Below are 16159 nucleotides of genomic sequence, written 5' to 3' on the forward strand. Positions count from 1 at the left end.
CTTTCGCAATTAGTTTGCTAAAGTAGGATATGAAGTGATAAGTTAGAAAGATGGCAAACACAAAAAAATAGTACTGTAAATGAACTTTAAAAAGACAATACTTGGTATAGCTGTTTTCCTATTCATGATTGGGATTTCATCGGCGCAAACTAGAGCTGAACTTGAAAAGCAACGTGAGAAGCTCAATCGTGAAATTGCTGAATTACAAAATACGGTCAAAGAAATTGCAAAAGAAAAATCATTGACCCAACAACAAGTGACAGCATTGAGTAAGCAGATTAATTTGCGCGAGCAGAAGATAAATACCATTACTTCCGAAGTAGCTGTGATTAATAGACATATTAATGCCAATACGGCTGCAGTGAGTAAATTAAAGGCTGAATTGGAGAAGATGAAACGTGACTATGAGAAAATGGTTATGTTTGCTTTCAGAAATCGGAATGCATACAATAAATTGATGTTTATTTTTGCATCGAAAGATTTCAATCAAGGGTTTAGAAGAGTAAAATATTTACAACAGTTCAACGATTCTAGAAAGCTGAAAGCTGCCGACATCGAAAATACCAAGAAGCAGATTGAACAGAAAATTGCTCAGTTGCAAGCTGACCGCAACAAACAGGTTGCTTTAATGAAAGAGCAGGAAAATGAGAAGAGAACCATATCGCAACAAAGATCCGTTTATTCAGGGCAATTAAGTGAATTGATCGTTACAGAGCGTGGCGTGAAAAAAGATATTACGCAAAAACAAAAAGAGGAGCGTCGTATCAATGCAGCCATTAAGGAAATCATTAGAAGGGAGATTGAGGCTGAACGTCGCCGGGCTGAGGCTGCGCGCCGTGCGGCTGAAGCTGCAGCTGAGCGAAATCGTAAAGCAAATGAGCCTACAACGAATACAAAAAATAAAAATGCCGCAAGTTCAAAAAGCAGCAATACTGCGCGAAAATCAGATTCTGAGATCTTGCGCAGCACACCGGAAGCTGTTAAACTTTCGAATGATTTTAGATCTAATCGCGGTAGTTTACCTTGGCCTGTTTCCAATGCGAAGATCATGCAAGAGTTTGGTTCAGAAAGTGTTGGTAGAAACGTCAATTGGGATCATGAGACGGTTAAAATTCAAACGTCGAGCGGTGCAGCTGTGAAAGCAGTATTTAATGGAGAAGTGTTAAGTATAGTTTCAATGATGGGACAGCGTATTGTCATGATTAAACATGGGGAATACTTTACAGTGTATATGAATTTGGCAGGTGTAAATGTTTCAAAAGGACAAAAAATAAGCACAGGACAAACCATAGGAACAGCTGATGTCGACTCAGATACTGGGGTTCCGATGGTAGAGTTTTCTGTGTTACAGGGAACGACACCACTTAACCCGATGTCATGGTTGGCTAGATAAGAAATAATTACTATATTTAATAATTATCCTTACATTTGTAAGGAGAGCGAGAAATTTAGTTTAAAAGAATTGAAAAACAAGAAATTATAGTTATGTCAACATCATTATTAATCATGGGAATCGGGGGGCAAGAGTTAATTGTCATTGTAGTAATATTGTTACTATTATTTGGTGGCAAGAAGATTCCCGAATTGATGCGCGGGTTGGGTAAGGGCGTTAAGGAATTTAAAGATGGCCAAAAAGAGGACTCTCCAACAGAGAAAAAAACTGAGGTAGAAGATAATAAATAAGGGAAGTTTAGATCCCATTATAGCATGGATACGATTTTGCGAGGAGCAAAATCGTATTTTGTTTTATACTCGACCTAAAGCTGAATAGGGCGAAAACCATTTTTATACTAAAACCCATTTCTAAGCGTTTAGATTATTGTTGATTTTTCAGTAGATCAATCAAACTCGGATTTAACAGTAAATTTATGATCGGAAAACAGGCGTTAATTTCATTACTAGGAGGGGTATGCTTTGTGCTGCCACTTAAGGCCCAAGAAAGCGCTGTAGAAGGTATGAAAGAAGCAGCTCAAAACTTCTTTCAAAAAAGCATCGAAAAGGAAAAACAGGAGATTTACCAATACCTAGATAGTATAAAATCTACGGGGAATAACGGACAGCAGCATTCGGAAATAACAGACGAAGATATACAGCTGGTTCGGAAATTGAAGGCAATAGAACGAGAGGTCCCACTAGACTACTCGCCTCGAGTGAAAGAGCTGGTGGCGAAATACACCTCAGACAATTATAATCCTTATATGTGTAGAATGATGGGATTAGGACAATACTATTTTCCATTGTTTGATAAAATTTTGGATGAGGTCGGTGTGCCACGCGAACTCAAATACCTTAGTGTAGTTGAATCATCCCTAAATCCGCGCGATATTTCCAGTGCAGGAGCGACAGGTTTATGGCAGTTAATGTATTACGAAGCCAAAACTTATCACCTTACAGTAGACAGTTATACCGACCAGCGTATGGATCCGATCGCCTCCAGCTATGCAATCGCAAAGATTTTAAAAGAGGCTTATGAGGAATACGGCGATTGGCTATTAGCGATAGCATCCTATAACGGCGGTAAAGGAGCTGTTAGCCGTGCAATTCAGCGCTCAGGAAAGGAGAAGGCAACTTTTTGGGATGTTGCACCTTATTTGACACAACAAACTCAAAACTATATCCCGAAATTTATCGCTATGACCTATGCGATGAAGTATGCAGATGAAAATAATATCAATGCGGCAGATACCGAACTTTCATTAAGAACGCAGATCTTGGATATCAATAAGCGGATATCATTGAACCAAATAGCAGATGCATTACAGGTGTCTAAAGAAACATTACGCGCATTAAATCCTAGTTTTAAGAAGAATGTATTAAATGGTACCGAGGATGCCCCATTGCGGTTAGTGTTACCTGTAGTGGACAAGAAAATTGCTACAGAAGAGTTGTATGCAGCACTTAATACGCCAGTCGCCCCGTCAAATGCAATCCAAAATGAAAACATAGTGCAGACCCTACTCAATGGAAAGTATAAAGTGAAAGTTGGCGAAACATTCGCTTCCATTGCTGATAAGTTTGACGTGACAGTTCAGGATATAAAATCCTGGAATAATCTGCGCGGCAATCAAATTGTTCCTGGACAAAACCTAATAATAAAAAAGAAGGATGATTTTGTAAATACAAAATTAGCCCGTAATACAGAACGATCTGCAAAGAAAAGCCAGCAGCATGTAGCCAACACCACACGTACAGCTTACTATGTCGTAAAGAAAGGCGATACATTATCTGAGATTGCAGATAAAAATGGTACTTCAGTGGGCCGGCTTAAAAGTGAAAACGATTTGAGCGGAAACCGGATAAAACCAGGTATGAAATTGAAAGTCTCAAAAAAATAACAGCATGGTTTAAATTAACCATGCTGCATCCTCTTCATTGTCAAATTCTTCGAGCGTAACAGTTACGTGCTCCCGTAATATCGTAGAAAGCTTTGTACCATAGTAATCGCTAAATATTGGGAACTTATGGTGACTTCTATCAATTAATACAGCAGTTCTCATTTTTTTTAACGGTACATTCAAAAATACACCCAGCCCATAAGCTAGTGCCCTGCCACTATTGAGTACATCGTCAACAAGGATAATCGTCTTGTCTTTTGCAATGTCAACAGCTAAGTCTGTGTTTGCGCTTAATGACCTGCTGGTCTTCTTCATTGTGACCTTAATCAATAGAATCTCTTTGTCTGAAATGTCCTGCAAAATTGCTTGAAGACGTTGAGCAAATACATAGCCCCGGTCAGCAATACCTACCAATACGAGCGTTTCATCTTCAAAATTGTCTTCCAATATTTGATAGGCAATCCGAATAGATTTTTGTTTTATTTGTTCTTTATTTAAGATGAGGGTTTTCTTTGAAGACATAATAGTATTTCCAATGATTATTGGGTAAAAATAGGATATTATATTGTATAAAAAAAGTCCAAAACGAGTTAAACGCTTTGGACTTTCAGAGAGTGAATCTAATCCTATTAATTCAATTTATTATCTTTTTCTGCTTTGATTATCTCCGCAGTAAGCGTTCTATTATCTTCTGGTAAACGACCTCCATTGTAGTAATAACGTCGCCAGTATGGCTCATCTAGGTTGCTGATCATGACACCTTTACTAGAAGATGCATGTGCAAATTTATTATCTCCGATATAAACCCCTACATGGGTAATACTTCTACTTCTAATTTTGAAGAATACCAAATCACCAGCTTTAAGTTCATTCTTTTCGACAGTTTTTACTTGAGAGTACTGATTTCTGCTATTATACCCCAGCGATGTGTTGAACACTTTGTCGTATAATTCGTAAGAAAATTTTGAACAATCAATGCCTCTCTTTGAATCTCCTCCTAAACGGTAAGGAGTACCTAGCCATTCATAAACAAATTGATAAAGTTTGGTGTTTGTGGTTGCTGATACTGCAACTCCCATGATTTGTGAAAAGTATTCCTTCGCTAAGTTGTCAGGATCTGATTCTGGTTTGGAGTTTCTGTTGGTTTGTGCCTGCGACACTAGACATAAGCCGATAAATAGCATTGACGCTATAAATTTCTTTGTTTTCATTAAATCGCTTTTTTGTACAACATTTAACTTTTAAAAATTGAATACTGTCATCTATTTTGGACAGCACTGTTGCGAATATAATACAATAACAGTTTAAGGTCAAATTTATTTTCACGTATTTAACGAAATTTTAACAATTTTAACATCTTCAAAGATGTATTTATACTTGTTAAGAACGATTTTATCTGGTGCGTTTCCGTATTTATTAAGGATAGCACCTACGCTATTTTAGCGTACTTATGTGATGATAAAATACCACCTCAATGAGGTTACTATTGTGAATCTTAAAAAAAATATTAATTTTCTTTGGTAAAGTGATAATATTTGTTCTATATTTACAGAACATAATTAAAAGCAATGAACACAACTTCAATTATTACGTCGATTATTATTACCACCGGGATAAGACTCAGGAGGAAGTAGTTTCGTTGTATATAATTGTAGACACAATATTTAGAAGCGCTTTCCTCAAAACAGGAAAGCGCTTCTTTTTTTATCGTAAAATCATCAATCTAAACAAACAGTATAAAGTAGCATGAAAGTTTTAAAATTTGGAGGCACATCAGTCGGTACAGTAGAAAGCTTAAAGGCAGTCCTGGGCATCGTGAAAAAATCTTATGATGCAAAGGAAAAACCGTTGGTTGTGTTGTCAGCTATGTCGGGTGTGACAAATTTGCTTACGCAGTTAGCTGAGGACGCTGCAGAAGGAAAATCCTTTTCAGAGGGACTGAAATCCTTGGAAGATAGGCATTTTACAGTAGTGAAAGAACTTCTGGCTGTGAAATATCAAAATCCTGTATTTACAAAGCTGAAATTATTTTTTAATGAAATAGAAGATCTTCTTCAAGGAATTTTTGCACTAAAAGAGCTGAGCTATCAAAGCAAAGATTTGATATTAAGCTACGGCGAGCGTTGTTCGAATTATATGGTATCTAAAGTGATGGAACAATATGTTCCAGAATCATTATTTGTGGATGCTTCTCACTATGTGAAAACTGATTCGAACTTTGGTAATGCGCATTTAAATGAAACATTGACCGAGCAATTGGTGAAATCACTATACATATCACATGGCGATAAATTATTATTTGTGACGGGTTTTATCGGTAGTAACGAAAACGGTCGTATTACCACTCTAGGAAGAGGCGGTTCAGATTATACAGCAGCTATCTTCGGATCCATATTAAACGCGGCAGCTATTGAAATTTGGACAGACGTAAATGGCATGTTGACCGCGGATCCACGCATTGTAAAAAAAGCTTTTTCTTTACCTGTTTTATCATATACCGAGGCCATGGAATTGTCTTACTTTGGTGCTAAGGTGATTTATCCTCCTACCATGATCCCTGCTTTCTTGAAGAAAATTCCGATTGTTATTAGAAATACCTTTGAGCCTGATTTCTCCGGAACCGTCATTCAGTTTGATAGCGGCAAAACAGCGCTACCAATAAAAGGAATTTCCTCTATATCGGATATTTCGGTTATCAATCTAAGTGGTTCAGGCATGATCGGCAAGTCGGGCTTTAGCGGAAGGCTTTTTACTTTATTGGCTAGAGAGCAAATCAATGTTGTGTTAATTACGCAGTCATCTTCCGAACATAGCATCACATTTGCTGTAAACCCATCTGACGCCAAACGCGCGATACAATTAATCGAAGTGGAGTTTGAATTGGAGATCCAAGCCAATAAGCTCATCGTTCCAGCGATTGAAGATAACCTTTCAGTCTTGGCCATCGTTGGCGAAAATATGAAAAAGACACCTGGTATGTCCGGTCGATTATTTGCCGCGCTAGGGAGGAATGGCATTAACGTTCGCGCTATAGCACAGGGCTCATCTGAATACAATATATCTGTTATTATAGGTAAGGAAGATCTGGCGAAGGCGCTTAACGCTGTACACGACGCTTTTTTTGCCGAGCTAAAGAAAACCCTTCATGTGTTTAATATTGGTACGGGCAACATCGGCGCAACTTTATTTAAACAGCTGGAAAGTCAACATGATTTCCTACTGGATAAAAACGATATCGAAATTAAAGTCGTCGGAATTTCGAATAGCCGTAAGATGCTTTTTAATACCGAAGGTGTTGATTTAAATAATTGGTCTAATGAACTCGACAGAAATGGAACTGAATCAGACTTGGCCTTGTTTATTGAACGTATGAAGGCACTCAATCTGCCAAACTGTGTTTTTATAGATAATACCGCGAGCAAATTACCAGCTACCTATTATGAAGACATCTTTAAATCCAATATTTCGATCGTCACCTGCAATAAAATTGCGAACTCAGGTAAGTATGAGCAATATAAAACACTACGCGATACCGCTCATCGACACGGTGTGGACTTTTTTTATGAGACAAACGTAGGCGCGGGACTACCTATCGTCCGCGTACTCAAAGACTTGATGTTGAGTGGTGATCGTATTGTCAAGATAGAGGCTATTTTATCTGGAACAATCTCGTATATCTTCAACAATTTTAAAGCTGATGCTTCTTTTTATGATGTTGTTAAACAGGCACAGGAACTAGGCTATACTGAACCAGATCCAAGGGACGACTTAGGCGGTATAGATTTTATGCGTAAAATGCTCATATTAGCTAGGGATGCCGGATATCCTGTGGAAGCCGAGGACGTAGACCTGGGTTCAATACTTCCGCCGGCATGTTTGAAAGCTGAATCCGTAGATGCGTTTTACGCAGAATTGCAGCGCGAAAATGACTATTTCGAAGGCATGAAGAAGAAAGCTGAAGATGAAAATAAAGTAATACGCTACATCGGAAAATTGGAAAATGGAAAAGTATCCATTGCGATTCAGTTTGTTGATGAAAACCACCCTTTCTATGCATTATCGGGTAGTGACAATATTATATCATTTACAACAGAGCGCTATAAAGAACGTCCTTTAGTAGTAAAAGGTCCGGGGGCTGGGGCTGAAGTAACAGCTGCGGGTGTATTTGCCGATTTAGTCAATGTTGGAGCATAAAAACGATTCAAGGAAAATAACAATTACATGATGGCTAATAATTTAAATGTAGAGTATCTGAAAGATAAGATTGTAAATTTAGACAGCATGCTGTCCGAAGTTCGTGTCTTTGCACCTGCAACTGTCGCCAATATGATCTGTGGTTTTGACATACTGGGCTTTGCGGTTGAGGCGCCAGGCGACGAGGTGGTCATGCGGCGCACTACACAACCCGGGGTAACTATTCGTAAAATAACAGGCGACGATGGAAGATTGCCCCTTGATCCAGGTAAAAATACCGTTTCTGCCTGCGTTCAGTATTTATTACAGGCTCTGAATATTTCTTCAAAGGTCGGTGTGGAAATTGAATTACATAAACATATGCCTATCGGATCGGGTTTAGGTTCTAGCGCAGCCAGCACCGTGGCAGGGCTTTTTGCCATCAATGCCATGCTGGGTAACCCCTTGACAAAAGAAGAATTATTGCCATTCTGTGTCGAAGGCGAGCGCTTGGCCTGTGGTACGGGACATGCTGATAATGTGGCACCAGCACTCTATGGAGGCATAACGCTAATTCGGGGAAATGAACCTTTGGATGTGATTTCCATTCCTTCGCCTAAAGAACTCGTTGCTGCAGTCGTTTTTCCACAGGTCGATGTTCCCACACGCGACGCTAGACAACTTATTAAAGATAAAGTACTATTAAAAGACGCTGTCACCCAGTGGGGTAATATCGCGGGATTGGTAGCTGCTTTGTTCAAAGAAGATTATGATCTCCTTGCGCGAAGCATGAAAGACGTTCTTATCGAACCGACGCGAGCTATTTTAATCCCTCAATTTTATGAAATGAAAGAGATTGCTCTAAAACACGGTGCCTTAAGTTTCGGTATTTCTGGCTCTGGACCATCAGTTGTGGCAATAACACGAGACGAGAAAATAGCAGAGGATATCGCAGACAAAATTCAAACTCATCTCAAAGAAAATGAAATTGATAGTTTTGGATACGTTTCCCGTGTCAATGTAGAAGGCCCCCGAATATTAGATCAAAAGTTATTTACAGCATAGCGGTCTATCAAATCTAAGGTTAATTCATATTTACCTCTTAAAAAGATAACAAAGTGAAATATCCATGTGAAAATATCAATTCAAATTAAAACGGGATGTTTCATATGGCCTTAAAAAAAAAAGAATATTACATATGAAATTTTATAGCACAAATAATAAAACATTAGAAGTTTCCTTTAAAGATGCGGTCTTCAATTCGCTACCAGCAGACAAAGGGTTGTATATGCCGGAAGCGATCCCTCAATTGGATCCATTATTTATTAAGAATATTCAGCAGCATTCTTTACAGGAGATTGCATTTGAAGTCGCTTACACGCTCTTGAGGGATGATATTCCCAAAGAAGATTTAAAACAAATCGTGAACGACGCGATTAACTTTGATGCTCCCGTAAAATTCTTGACCGACAGCACAGCTGTGCTCGAACTTTTCCATGGACCTTCTTACGCCTTTAAGGATTTTGGTGCCCGGTTTATGAGCAGAGTGATGGGTTATTTTTCGAAGACGGATGATAAATTACTGGATGTGCTTGTTGCGACATCTGGCGATACTGGTGGAGCTGTTGCCTTGGGATTTTTGGGTGTTGAGGGAACGCGTGTAACCATCTTATACCCCAAAGGTAAAGTGTCCGAGGTTCAGGAATTACAATTGACTACGAATGGACAAAACATTCGTGCAATTGAAGTGGAAGGTACATTTGACGATTGCCAGGCATTAGTGAAACAGGCTTTCAATGATCCCGAACTGAATGCTGTCTTACGGTTGACTTCAGCTAATTCAATTAATATAGCACGATTGATCCCGCAGACATTCTATTACTTTTATGCGTATGCGCAATTAAAGTCGCAAGGAATCAATGAGGTCGTATTTACAGTACCGAGTGGTAATTTTGGTAATATTGGGGCAGGCCTATTAGCTTATAAGATGGGGCTACCTGTCAAACATTTTGTTGCGGCAACAAATGTAAATGATACCGTACCTAGATTTCTTTCATCAGGCAAATATGAACCGCTGCCTTCAGTACAAACATTGAGCAATGCAATGGATGTCGGAAACCCGAGCAACTGGGTTCGTATACAGGATATCTTTGGAGGAGATGTGGACGAATTAAAAAGTATGTTATCTTCTTATACTTTTACAGACGAAGAAACAGAAAGAGGAATGCAGAAGTTATTTAAAGAATCGAACTATATCGCCTGTCCACATACAGCAATCGCATGGCTTGGCGCTCGTGCCTATGCAAATGAGTATCCTGGTCACTATGCTTCGGTTTTCTTATCTACTGCTCATCCCTGCAAATTCCCTGATGCAATCGCTGTAGATGTGTTTGAAAAGATAGTTCTGCCTAAAGGAGCAGAAGCTTTGCAAGGAAAGGAAAAGTTAGCTGAACCTTTAAAAGTCGATTTTGAAGCATTCAAAAAATATCTAATCAACCATAATTAAATGCTGGGGGCTCCTTTCGGAGCCCTTTTTGCTTTCATTCACAAATAGCGGTTCTTTTACACGGAAGGAATAATTTAAAAAAAGTATGACGTGTTGACAAAGAGCGAGGTTTTATCCAGAAAGTTTCGTCATGATGTCGAATTAATACGTTAATTTTGCAGTAATGAAATCAGTTTATTTGAATAAGGGTAAGGATAAAGCTGCGTGGCAATTGCATCCTTGGGTATTTTCTGGAGCAATTAAATCATTGTCCGATAAAATTGAGGATGGCGAAGTTGTTGGTGTTTACAATGCTGAACGTGAATTTATTGCCTATGGGCTATTTCACAATAGCTCGCGCGTGGCCATTCGTTTGTTAGAATGGAATCCTCAAGTGCCGATTGATGCAGCGTGGTGGCGTTCACGCGTCCAAAAGGCTGTTGCGGCACGACAGCACCTATTACAGAAAGACGTGACGAATACTGTTCGTCTAATCTTTGCTGAAGCAGATTTTCTTCCTGGACTTATTGCAGATAAATATGCAGATTTTATATCTATTCAGGTTCACGCAGTTGGACTTGAAAAAGTTAAATCAATTATTATCGACGAATTGAATGCTTTGCTACAGCCAAAAGGAATTTATGAACGTAGCGATCTGAAATCCCGTGAACATGAGGGACTACCCGACACCAATGGGCTTTTGTATGGAGAACTTCCACCAGAATTTGTTGACGTTGTCGAAAATGGTATCCATTATAAGGTGAACATTATTGATGGACAAAAATCCGGATTCTATTGCGACCAACGAGAAAACCGTCAGCTGACAGCCAACTACGTTTCTAATAAGCGAGTCCTGGATTGTTTTTGCTATTCTGGTGGCTTTACATTGAATAGCCTGAAAAACGGGGCATCAGAAGTCATTTCCGTAGATAGCTCTGCACTAGCTATTGAAACCCTGGAAAAGAATATTGTTGAAAATGAATTTGAACCCAGTCGACATAAAGCAATATTGGCGGATGTAAACAAGCAATTACGCAAATTCATTGATGCGGGTGAAAAATTTGATATGATAGTCTTGGACCCGCCTAAGTATGCACCATCACGATCAGCCTTGGAAAGAGCATCTCGAGCCTACAAAGATCTTAACCGCCGTGGATTGATGTTGTTAAATAGTGGTGGTTTATTAGCAACCTTTTCTTGTTCAGGCGCGATGGATATGGATACCTTCAAACAAGTGCTTGCTTGGGCAGCGTTGGATGCAGGTAAGGAAATTCAGTTTATCAGACAGTTTCATCAACCTGAGGACCATCCTGTGCGAGCCTCTTTTCCCGAAGGAGAATATCTGAAAGGATTGTTGGTCCGCGTATTATAATTTATTACATGAAGATAATTTGGGTTGGTTTGCGAAAACCAACCTTTTTAATTTTTGAACAACGTCATGATACAAGAAAAATCGAGTAGACCTATCTTTTCTATTTTATTTGCCGTAAGCATGGTGCACCTTTTGAATGACATGATTCAGGGAGTGATACCAGCGACATATCCCTTGCTCAAAGAAGAACATCATCTGAGCTTTTCGCAGGTTGGAATGATCACAATGGTTTATCAGATAGCAGCATCAATATTCCAGCCTGTTGTGGGCTCATTTACAGACAAACATCCTGTTCCATATTCGCAGATTATCGGAATGTCTTTTTCTCTCCTTGGTATGCTTTTATTTTCAAAAGCAAATAGTTATGAATGGATCTTATGTTCAGTCTTTCTCGTTGGGGTTGGATCCTCAATTTTTCATCCCGAGTCGTCTCGCGTCGCTTACATGGCGTCAGGTGGAAGAAGGAGTATGGCACAATCTATTTTTCAGATCGGCGGAAATGCAGGGACAGCTATGGCCCCAATTATTGTCGCTTTTTTGATTTTACCGAGAGGGCAGCAGGCAATCGCATGGATGTGCCTATTCACAATCATTGGCCAATTTATATCTTATTATATCGGAAGTTGGTATAAAGAAAGGCTTCGAAATACAGCTAAATCTACCAAGCGAGCGATACGCGTGCCAGATTTACCCAATGGGCGGATCGTCATGACTGTGATTATCCTCCTATTGTTGATCGTATCAAAATATTTCTATATCGCCAGTATCACAAATTACTTTCAGTTTTATACCATTAAAAAATTTGGGATTAGTGAAGTAGAAGCCCAGGTTTATCTCTTTTATTTTCTTATTGCAGTTGCTGTCGGAACCCTATTAGGAGGAGCATTCGGCGATCGATTTGGCCGAAAATATGTTATCTGGTTTTCTGTATTTGGTGTTGCACCATTTGCATTGGCTTTACCCTACGTAGGACTTACCATGACGGGGATATTGATCGTCATGATCGGATTAATTTTATCATCAGCTTTTCCAGCGATTATTGTTTATGCACAGGAGCTATTGCCGAAAAAACTAGGCATGGTTTCCGGTTTATTTTACGGCTTTGCATTTGGAATGGGCGGAATAGGATCAGCTGTGCTAGGCTGGCAGGCAGATCACACTTCTATCGAGTTTATTTATCACTTATGTTCTTATCTTCCTTTGATCGGTATTGTAGCTTATTTTCTTCCCGATCTACAAAAAACGCAATACAAAGAGATTTAAACTTGAAAATAAACAATAGCAATTGTGTCGTCTTTTAAAAATAGCGAGCGAATATCCAGTACGATATCCGCTCGCTATTTTTATTTAATGCATTCCATCCAGGCGGATGCCATCATCTGTGCCCCAGCAAGTGTGGGGTGAACTCCATCTGCCGCCCAGTAGGCACCAGGAGCATTCTTTTGAGCATTATCAAATATTTTTTGATAGGGAATTAAGATTCCCCCAAATTCTTTTGCTATTTCACGGGCAGATTCTTGATAAGCCAAGAACTTTGGATACCAAGCATCAGTAATATGGCCCACCCCTTTGACCGCAAAGGGTTCTCCAATGATCAGTTTGACATTGGGAAGCTTTTGTAGCGTCTCCTGCAATAATTGTTGATATTGGGATTTATATTCATCAACTGTAGTTTGTGCGCCCCGATCAATCGTGCGCCAAAAGTCGTTTACACCAATCAAAATGCTTAATACTGTTGGTTTAATGGCCAATGTATCTTCCTGCCAACGCTTCTGTAGGTCCGGTACACGGTTGCCACTGATACCTGTATTATAAACTTTGAGGTTCTTTGCTGGATATTTATTTAAAAGTTGACTAGCGGCCAATAAAGCGTAACCGTGACCCAGCGCACCAGTGTCATTGGCATTTCTGTTATTCCTATCCCGACCCACATCTGTAATGGAGTCGCCCTGGAATAAAATAATGTCGTCGTTATTTAAACTTATTTTTGAGGCACTGGATGTTGATTCATGGGCGAAAACTTCGTTTCCTAGTAAACTGGCGCCACTCAAAAGACCGGTGCCAATGATACTTTTCTTGATAAATGATCTGCGGTTCGTATTCATTATTAGGTTTTTGTTTATTATGAGGATTTATTATGCTTAAAGTTACATACTTTTAAGCATACTTTTCCAAACCTTTTATAAGGATATTACACGCTTTTTCGATTTCAAGTTCTGTAATCGTCAATGGCGGAGCTACACGCAGGGCTGTTTCACAATGCAGATACCAATCAATCATTACCCCATTCTCAGCACAGTACCTGCTCACATTGTAAACCTGATCAAAAGAGTGCAATTGAAGACACATCATAAGACCTAATCCGCGAATTTCTTTGATCGCAGGATGTTTGAGCTTTTCTTTGAATAAAAGAGCTTTTCTTTCTACCTGCTCAACTAAATTTTCTGTTTTGATGACTGCTAACGAAGCCAGAGCTGCTGCACAACTCACAGGATGGCCACCAAAAGTCGTGATGTGCCCAAGCATAGGATTATCTTTAATAACATCCATAACTTCCTTTGCTGCAATAAAAGCCCCCAAGGGCATACCGCCGCCTATACCTTTGGCGAGCATCAAGATATCGGGAACAATACCAAAGTGTTCAAAAGCGAAAAGACGGCCTGTCCGGCCGAAGCCAGTTTGGATCTCATCAAAGATGAGTAAGGTACCAGTTTCATCACAGCGTCTTCTGACGGCTTGCATGTAAGCGATGTCTGGCACCCGAACACCAGCTTCCCCCTGAATAGCTTCGAGTATAACTGCAGCAGTTTGTTTGGTAATCTTTGTTAGGTCTTCCAGCTCATTAAACTCGATAAAATCTATTTCGGGTAGGAGAGGAGCATACGCTTTACGATACTCGTCGTTTCCGATCAGACTGAGTGCACCCTGTGTGCTGCCATGATAGGCTTTTTTTGCAGCTATAATCTGCCTACGGCCAGTATATTTCTTTGCTATTTTCATGGAACCCTCTACCGCTTCAGTTCCGCTGTTAGTGAAGTAAACAGATTGAAAATGAGCAGGGAGCTCTGCGAGTAATTCTGTTGCAAACTGCACTTGAGGAACCTGCACAAATTCACCATAAACGGTGACATGTAAGTATTTATCCAATTGTGATTTTATGGCCTCTAACACTTTTGGATGACGATGGCCTATATTGCTGACATTAAACCCGGAGACTAAATCCATATATTCTTCTCCATTGGGGCCATAAAGGTAAACACCTTCAGCCTTTACCACTTCAACCAATCTAGGAGAGCTAGATGTTTGAGCAGTATTCATTAAAAATAATTCTCTGTTGCTTAACATGATATTACAAATGTCCGAAAATAAAAAAGAAGTCTTTAAGACTTCTTTTCTATTTTTAAGATTATTTTCTTCTATTCTGCAGGGATTTGTAAAGATGTTCCCTAAATTCTTGCTCAACTTCGAAAAATTGCGATGCCCGCGCGTTGCCAATCACTTTGGCAAATTTAGCCCGGTATTCCTTTTTGACCTCCACTTCCTTCGCATCGTACTGTAGTATATCTCTCGAACCATTTCTAAAGCTATTTTTAGGACTACCATTTAACTTTTCTTTTCTGATATCCCAAAGTGTTTGACTATACTCATTATAGAGTGGGAAGAATTGCTGAGCCTCTCTTGGCGTTAAACCTAGTTCTTTAGTAATGTAAGCTATTTTTTCATTTTCTATAGCTTGAAAACGATTTTTGTCTTGTGCAAAGCTCAAGGCAATAGAAAATATACTAAAGAACAATGTTATCCATATGTATTTTTTCTTGAACATCATTATAAGGTATAATTTAGATAATCTTCTATTTCTTGTTTAGATAAATTGCTACCAAATCCTTTAGTAGGGAGATTAGCTTCATCAGTATATTGGGACATATATATCATATCATCACCAGACGCTGACGCCGCAAGGTAATTAATGATTTCTTGCTTAGGAATTTCAGATAAATGCTGGCTCAGTTGCTCCTCTGTGATACCGTCTGCAGCAACAGCATCTTGTTGTAGATATTGATATCCCCAGTATCCCCCGATACTCAACATGGCTGCAAAAGATGCAGCAACAGCATAACGCGCGTACCATTTTTTCGGCCTGCCTATGCGGTGGACAGGTGTAAAATCTTTTTCAACTTCCTGTACAGTGTTAATAATTCGATCTGACAGATTCTCAAAATAGTGTTGCGGTACATCAAAATTGGTAGTACCAACAGTTTCTTTTAATTTTTCTTCAGCAATACGCGATAAAATAGTCAATTCTAAGGTTTTCTCATAGTCTACTGGTGCGACGAATCCATCTGTAAGAACTGCATCCTTCAATTGGTGTTCAGCTATCCGTGAGAAAATAGAATTTTCAAGGATGCGGTTGAAATCAGAAGGTACAGCAAAACCATCAGATGAAACTTTTTCTTTCAATTTTTCTTCTGAAATTTGGCTGAGAATAGATGCTGATAGTTCCGAACTATAATTTTCAGGAATTTCGAAACCGTCCACAATGACATGACTTTTTAAATTATCTTCCGCGATTTTACACATAATGGTCTCCGGAAGGTTGTCAAAATACCCCTCTGGAACCTCAAAGACGGTGTCTTTGCTTTCAACCAATTTGACTTGCGTAATTATTTTTGATTCTAGATCATTGAAATAATTTTCTGGTAAGCCAAATGGATTTTTACGCAACGATGCTGGAAGATTGTTAGGCTCCAGCCCATCATGATATGTGCCATTTTCCTTCATAGTATCTTTTAGAGC

Annotated in this window: 14 protein-coding genes; 8 read left to right on the forward strand and 6 right to left on the reverse strand. The window is 39.2% G+C overall.

Going from position 1 to position 16159, the window contains the following annotated elements:
• Positions 1–79 precede the first annotated feature (79 nt).
• From B2W36_RS16770 to B2W36_RS16780, 3 genes are all read left to right on the forward strand, one after another.
• Positions 80–1393, forward strand: a complete 1314-nt coding sequence (locus B2W36_RS16770) for a murein hydrolase activator EnvC family protein (protein ID WP_293881875.1) — start codon at positions 80–82, stop codon at positions 1391–1393.
• A gap of 92 nt (positions 1394–1485) precedes the next feature.
• Positions 1486–1683, forward strand: coding sequence for a twin-arginine translocase TatA/TatE family subunit (gene tatA / locus B2W36_RS16775; protein WP_209581473.1), 198 nt, complete (start codon positions 1486–1488; stop codon positions 1681–1683).
• A 185-nt stretch (positions 1684–1868) separates the two neighbouring features.
• Positions 1869–3335: a LysM peptidoglycan-binding domain-containing protein gene (locus tag B2W36_RS16780; protein ID WP_293888826.1), complete on the forward strand. Its 1467-nt coding sequence runs from the start codon at positions 1869–1871 to the stop codon at positions 3333–3335.
• A gap of 9 nt (positions 3336–3344) precedes the next feature.
• On the opposite strand, the gene B2W36_RS16785 is transcribed toward B2W36_RS16780, so the two are convergent.
• Together B2W36_RS16785 and B2W36_RS16790 are read right to left on the reverse strand one after the other, a co-directional pair.
• Positions 3345–3857 (reverse strand): phosphoribosyltransferase family protein, encoded by a 513-nt coding sequence (locus B2W36_RS16785; protein ID WP_209581480.1) that lies wholly within the window; start codon positions 3855–3857, stop codon positions 3345–3347.
• A gap of 107 nt (positions 3858–3964) precedes the next feature.
• Complete coding sequence (locus B2W36_RS16790) at positions 3965–4546, reverse strand: C40 family peptidase (protein WP_209581483.1); 582 nt, start codon at positions 4544–4546, stop codon at positions 3965–3967.
• Between the two features lie 535 nt (positions 4547–5081).
• On the opposite strand from B2W36_RS16790, the gene thrA reads away from it, so the two are divergent.
• The 5 genes from thrA to B2W36_RS16815 all read left to right on the forward strand — a co-directional run bounded on the left by thrA (position 5082) and on the right by B2W36_RS16815 (position 12628).
• Positions 5082–7529, forward strand: a complete 2448-nt coding sequence (gene thrA, locus B2W36_RS16795; protein ID WP_293881919.1) for a bifunctional aspartate kinase/homoserine dehydrogenase I — start codon at positions 5082–5084, stop codon at positions 7527–7529.
• Between the two features lie 87 nt (positions 7530–7616).
• Positions 7617–8573 carry a homoserine kinase gene (locus B2W36_RS16800; RefSeq protein WP_293882015.1) on the forward strand — a complete coding sequence of 319 codons (957 nt, stop codon included), beginning with the start codon at positions 7617–7619 and terminating at the stop codon, positions 8571–8573.
• Positions 8574–8706: 133 nt separating this feature from the next.
• A complete protein-coding gene (gene thrC / locus B2W36_RS16805) occupies positions 8707–10014 on the forward strand; it encodes a threonine synthase (RefSeq protein ID WP_293881921.1) in 1308 nt (435 codons plus the stop codon).
• A gap of 163 nt (positions 10015–10177) precedes the next feature.
• Positions 10178–11365: a class I SAM-dependent rRNA methyltransferase gene (locus B2W36_RS16810; RefSeq protein WP_293888828.1), complete on the forward strand. Its 1188-nt coding sequence runs from the start codon at positions 10178–10180 to the stop codon at positions 11363–11365.
• A 66-nt stretch (positions 11366–11431) separates the two neighbouring features.
• Positions 11432–12628 (forward strand): MFS transporter, encoded by a 1197-nt coding sequence (locus tag B2W36_RS16815; RefSeq protein ID WP_293888830.1) that lies wholly within the window; start codon positions 11432–11434, stop codon positions 12626–12628.
• Between the two features lie 80 nt (positions 12629–12708).
• On the opposite strand, the gene B2W36_RS16820 is transcribed toward B2W36_RS16815, so the two are convergent.
• The 4 genes from B2W36_RS16820 to B2W36_RS16835 form a co-directional block, all read right to left on the reverse strand.
• Complete coding sequence (locus B2W36_RS16820; RefSeq protein WP_293881927.1) at positions 12709–13470, reverse strand: SGNH/GDSL hydrolase family protein; 762 nt, start codon at positions 13468–13470, stop codon at positions 12709–12711.
• A gap of 52 nt (positions 13471–13522) precedes the next feature.
• Positions 13523–14710 carry an aspartate aminotransferase family protein gene (locus tag B2W36_RS16825; protein ID WP_293888832.1) on the reverse strand — a complete coding sequence of 396 codons (1188 nt, stop codon included), beginning with the start codon at positions 14708–14710 and terminating at the stop codon, positions 13523–13525.
• 61 nt (positions 14711–14771) lie between these two features.
• Entirely contained in the window at positions 14772–15191 is a 420-nt protein-coding gene (locus B2W36_RS16830) for a hypothetical protein (protein ID WP_293888834.1), read from the reverse strand.
• Positions 15191–16144, reverse strand: coding sequence for a hypothetical protein (locus tag B2W36_RS16835; RefSeq protein WP_293888836.1), 954 nt, complete (start codon positions 16142–16144; stop codon positions 15191–15193). Before B2W36_RS16835 ends, B2W36_RS16830 begins: the two co-directional genes overlap by 1 nt.
• Positions 16145–16159 lie beyond the last annotated feature (15 nt).

Origin of the sequence: Sphingobacterium sp. UBA3549, from assembly GCF_002376635.1 — a bacterium.
Taxonomy (GTDB): Bacteria; Bacteroidota; Bacteroidia; order Sphingobacteriales; family Sphingobacteriaceae; genus Sphingobacterium.

What these genes read in the sequence shown, in the direction of transcription:
- B2W36_RS16770 (WP_293881875.1), top strand. Translation starts at nt 80, where the DNA reads ATGAACTTTAAAAAGACAATACTTGGTATAGCTGTTTTCCTATTCATG.
- tatA (WP_209581473.1), top strand. Translation starts at nt 1,486, where the DNA reads ATGTCAACATCATTATTAATCATGGGAATCGGGGGGCAAGAGTTAATT.
- B2W36_RS16780 (WP_293888826.1), top strand. Translation starts at nt 1,869, where the DNA reads ATGATCGGAAAACAGGCGTTAATTTCATTACTAGGAGGGGTATGCTTT.
- B2W36_RS16785 (WP_209581480.1), bottom strand. Translation starts at nt 3,857, where the DNA reads ATGTCTTCAAAGAAAACCCTCATCTTAAATAAAGAACAAATAAAACAA.
- B2W36_RS16790 (WP_209581483.1), bottom strand. Translation starts at nt 4,546, where the DNA reads ATGAAAACAAAGAAATTTATAGCGTCAATGCTATTTATCGGCTTATGT.
- thrA (WP_293881919.1), top strand. Translation starts at nt 5,082, where the DNA reads ATGAAAGTTTTAAAATTTGGAGGCACATCAGTCGGTACAGTAGAAAGC.
- B2W36_RS16800 (WP_293882015.1), top strand. Translation starts at nt 7,617, where the DNA reads ATGCTGTCCGAAGTTCGTGTCTTTGCACCTGCAACTGTCGCCAATATG.
- thrC (WP_293881921.1), top strand. Translation starts at nt 8,707, where the DNA reads ATGAAATTTTATAGCACAAATAATAAAACATTAGAAGTTTCCTTTAAA.
- B2W36_RS16810 (WP_293888828.1), top strand. Translation starts at nt 10,178, where the DNA reads ATGAAATCAGTTTATTTGAATAAGGGTAAGGATAAAGCTGCGTGGCAA.
- B2W36_RS16815 (WP_293888830.1), top strand. Translation starts at nt 11,432, where the DNA reads ATGATACAAGAAAAATCGAGTAGACCTATCTTTTCTATTTTATTTGCC.
- B2W36_RS16820 (WP_293881927.1), bottom strand. Translation starts at nt 13,470, where the DNA reads ATGAATACGAACCGCAGATCATTTATCAAGAAAAGTATCATTGGCACC.
- B2W36_RS16825 (WP_293888832.1), bottom strand. Translation starts at nt 14,710, where the DNA reads ATGTTAAGCAACAGAGAATTATTTTTAATGAATACTGCTCAAACATCT.
- B2W36_RS16830 (WP_293888834.1), bottom strand. Translation starts at nt 15,191, where the DNA reads ATGATGTTCAAGAAAAAATACATATGGATAACATTGTTCTTTAGTATA.
- B2W36_RS16835 (WP_293888836.1), bottom strand. Translation starts at nt 16,144, where the DNA reads ATGAAGGAAAATGGCACATATCATGATGGGCTGGAGCCTAACAATCTT.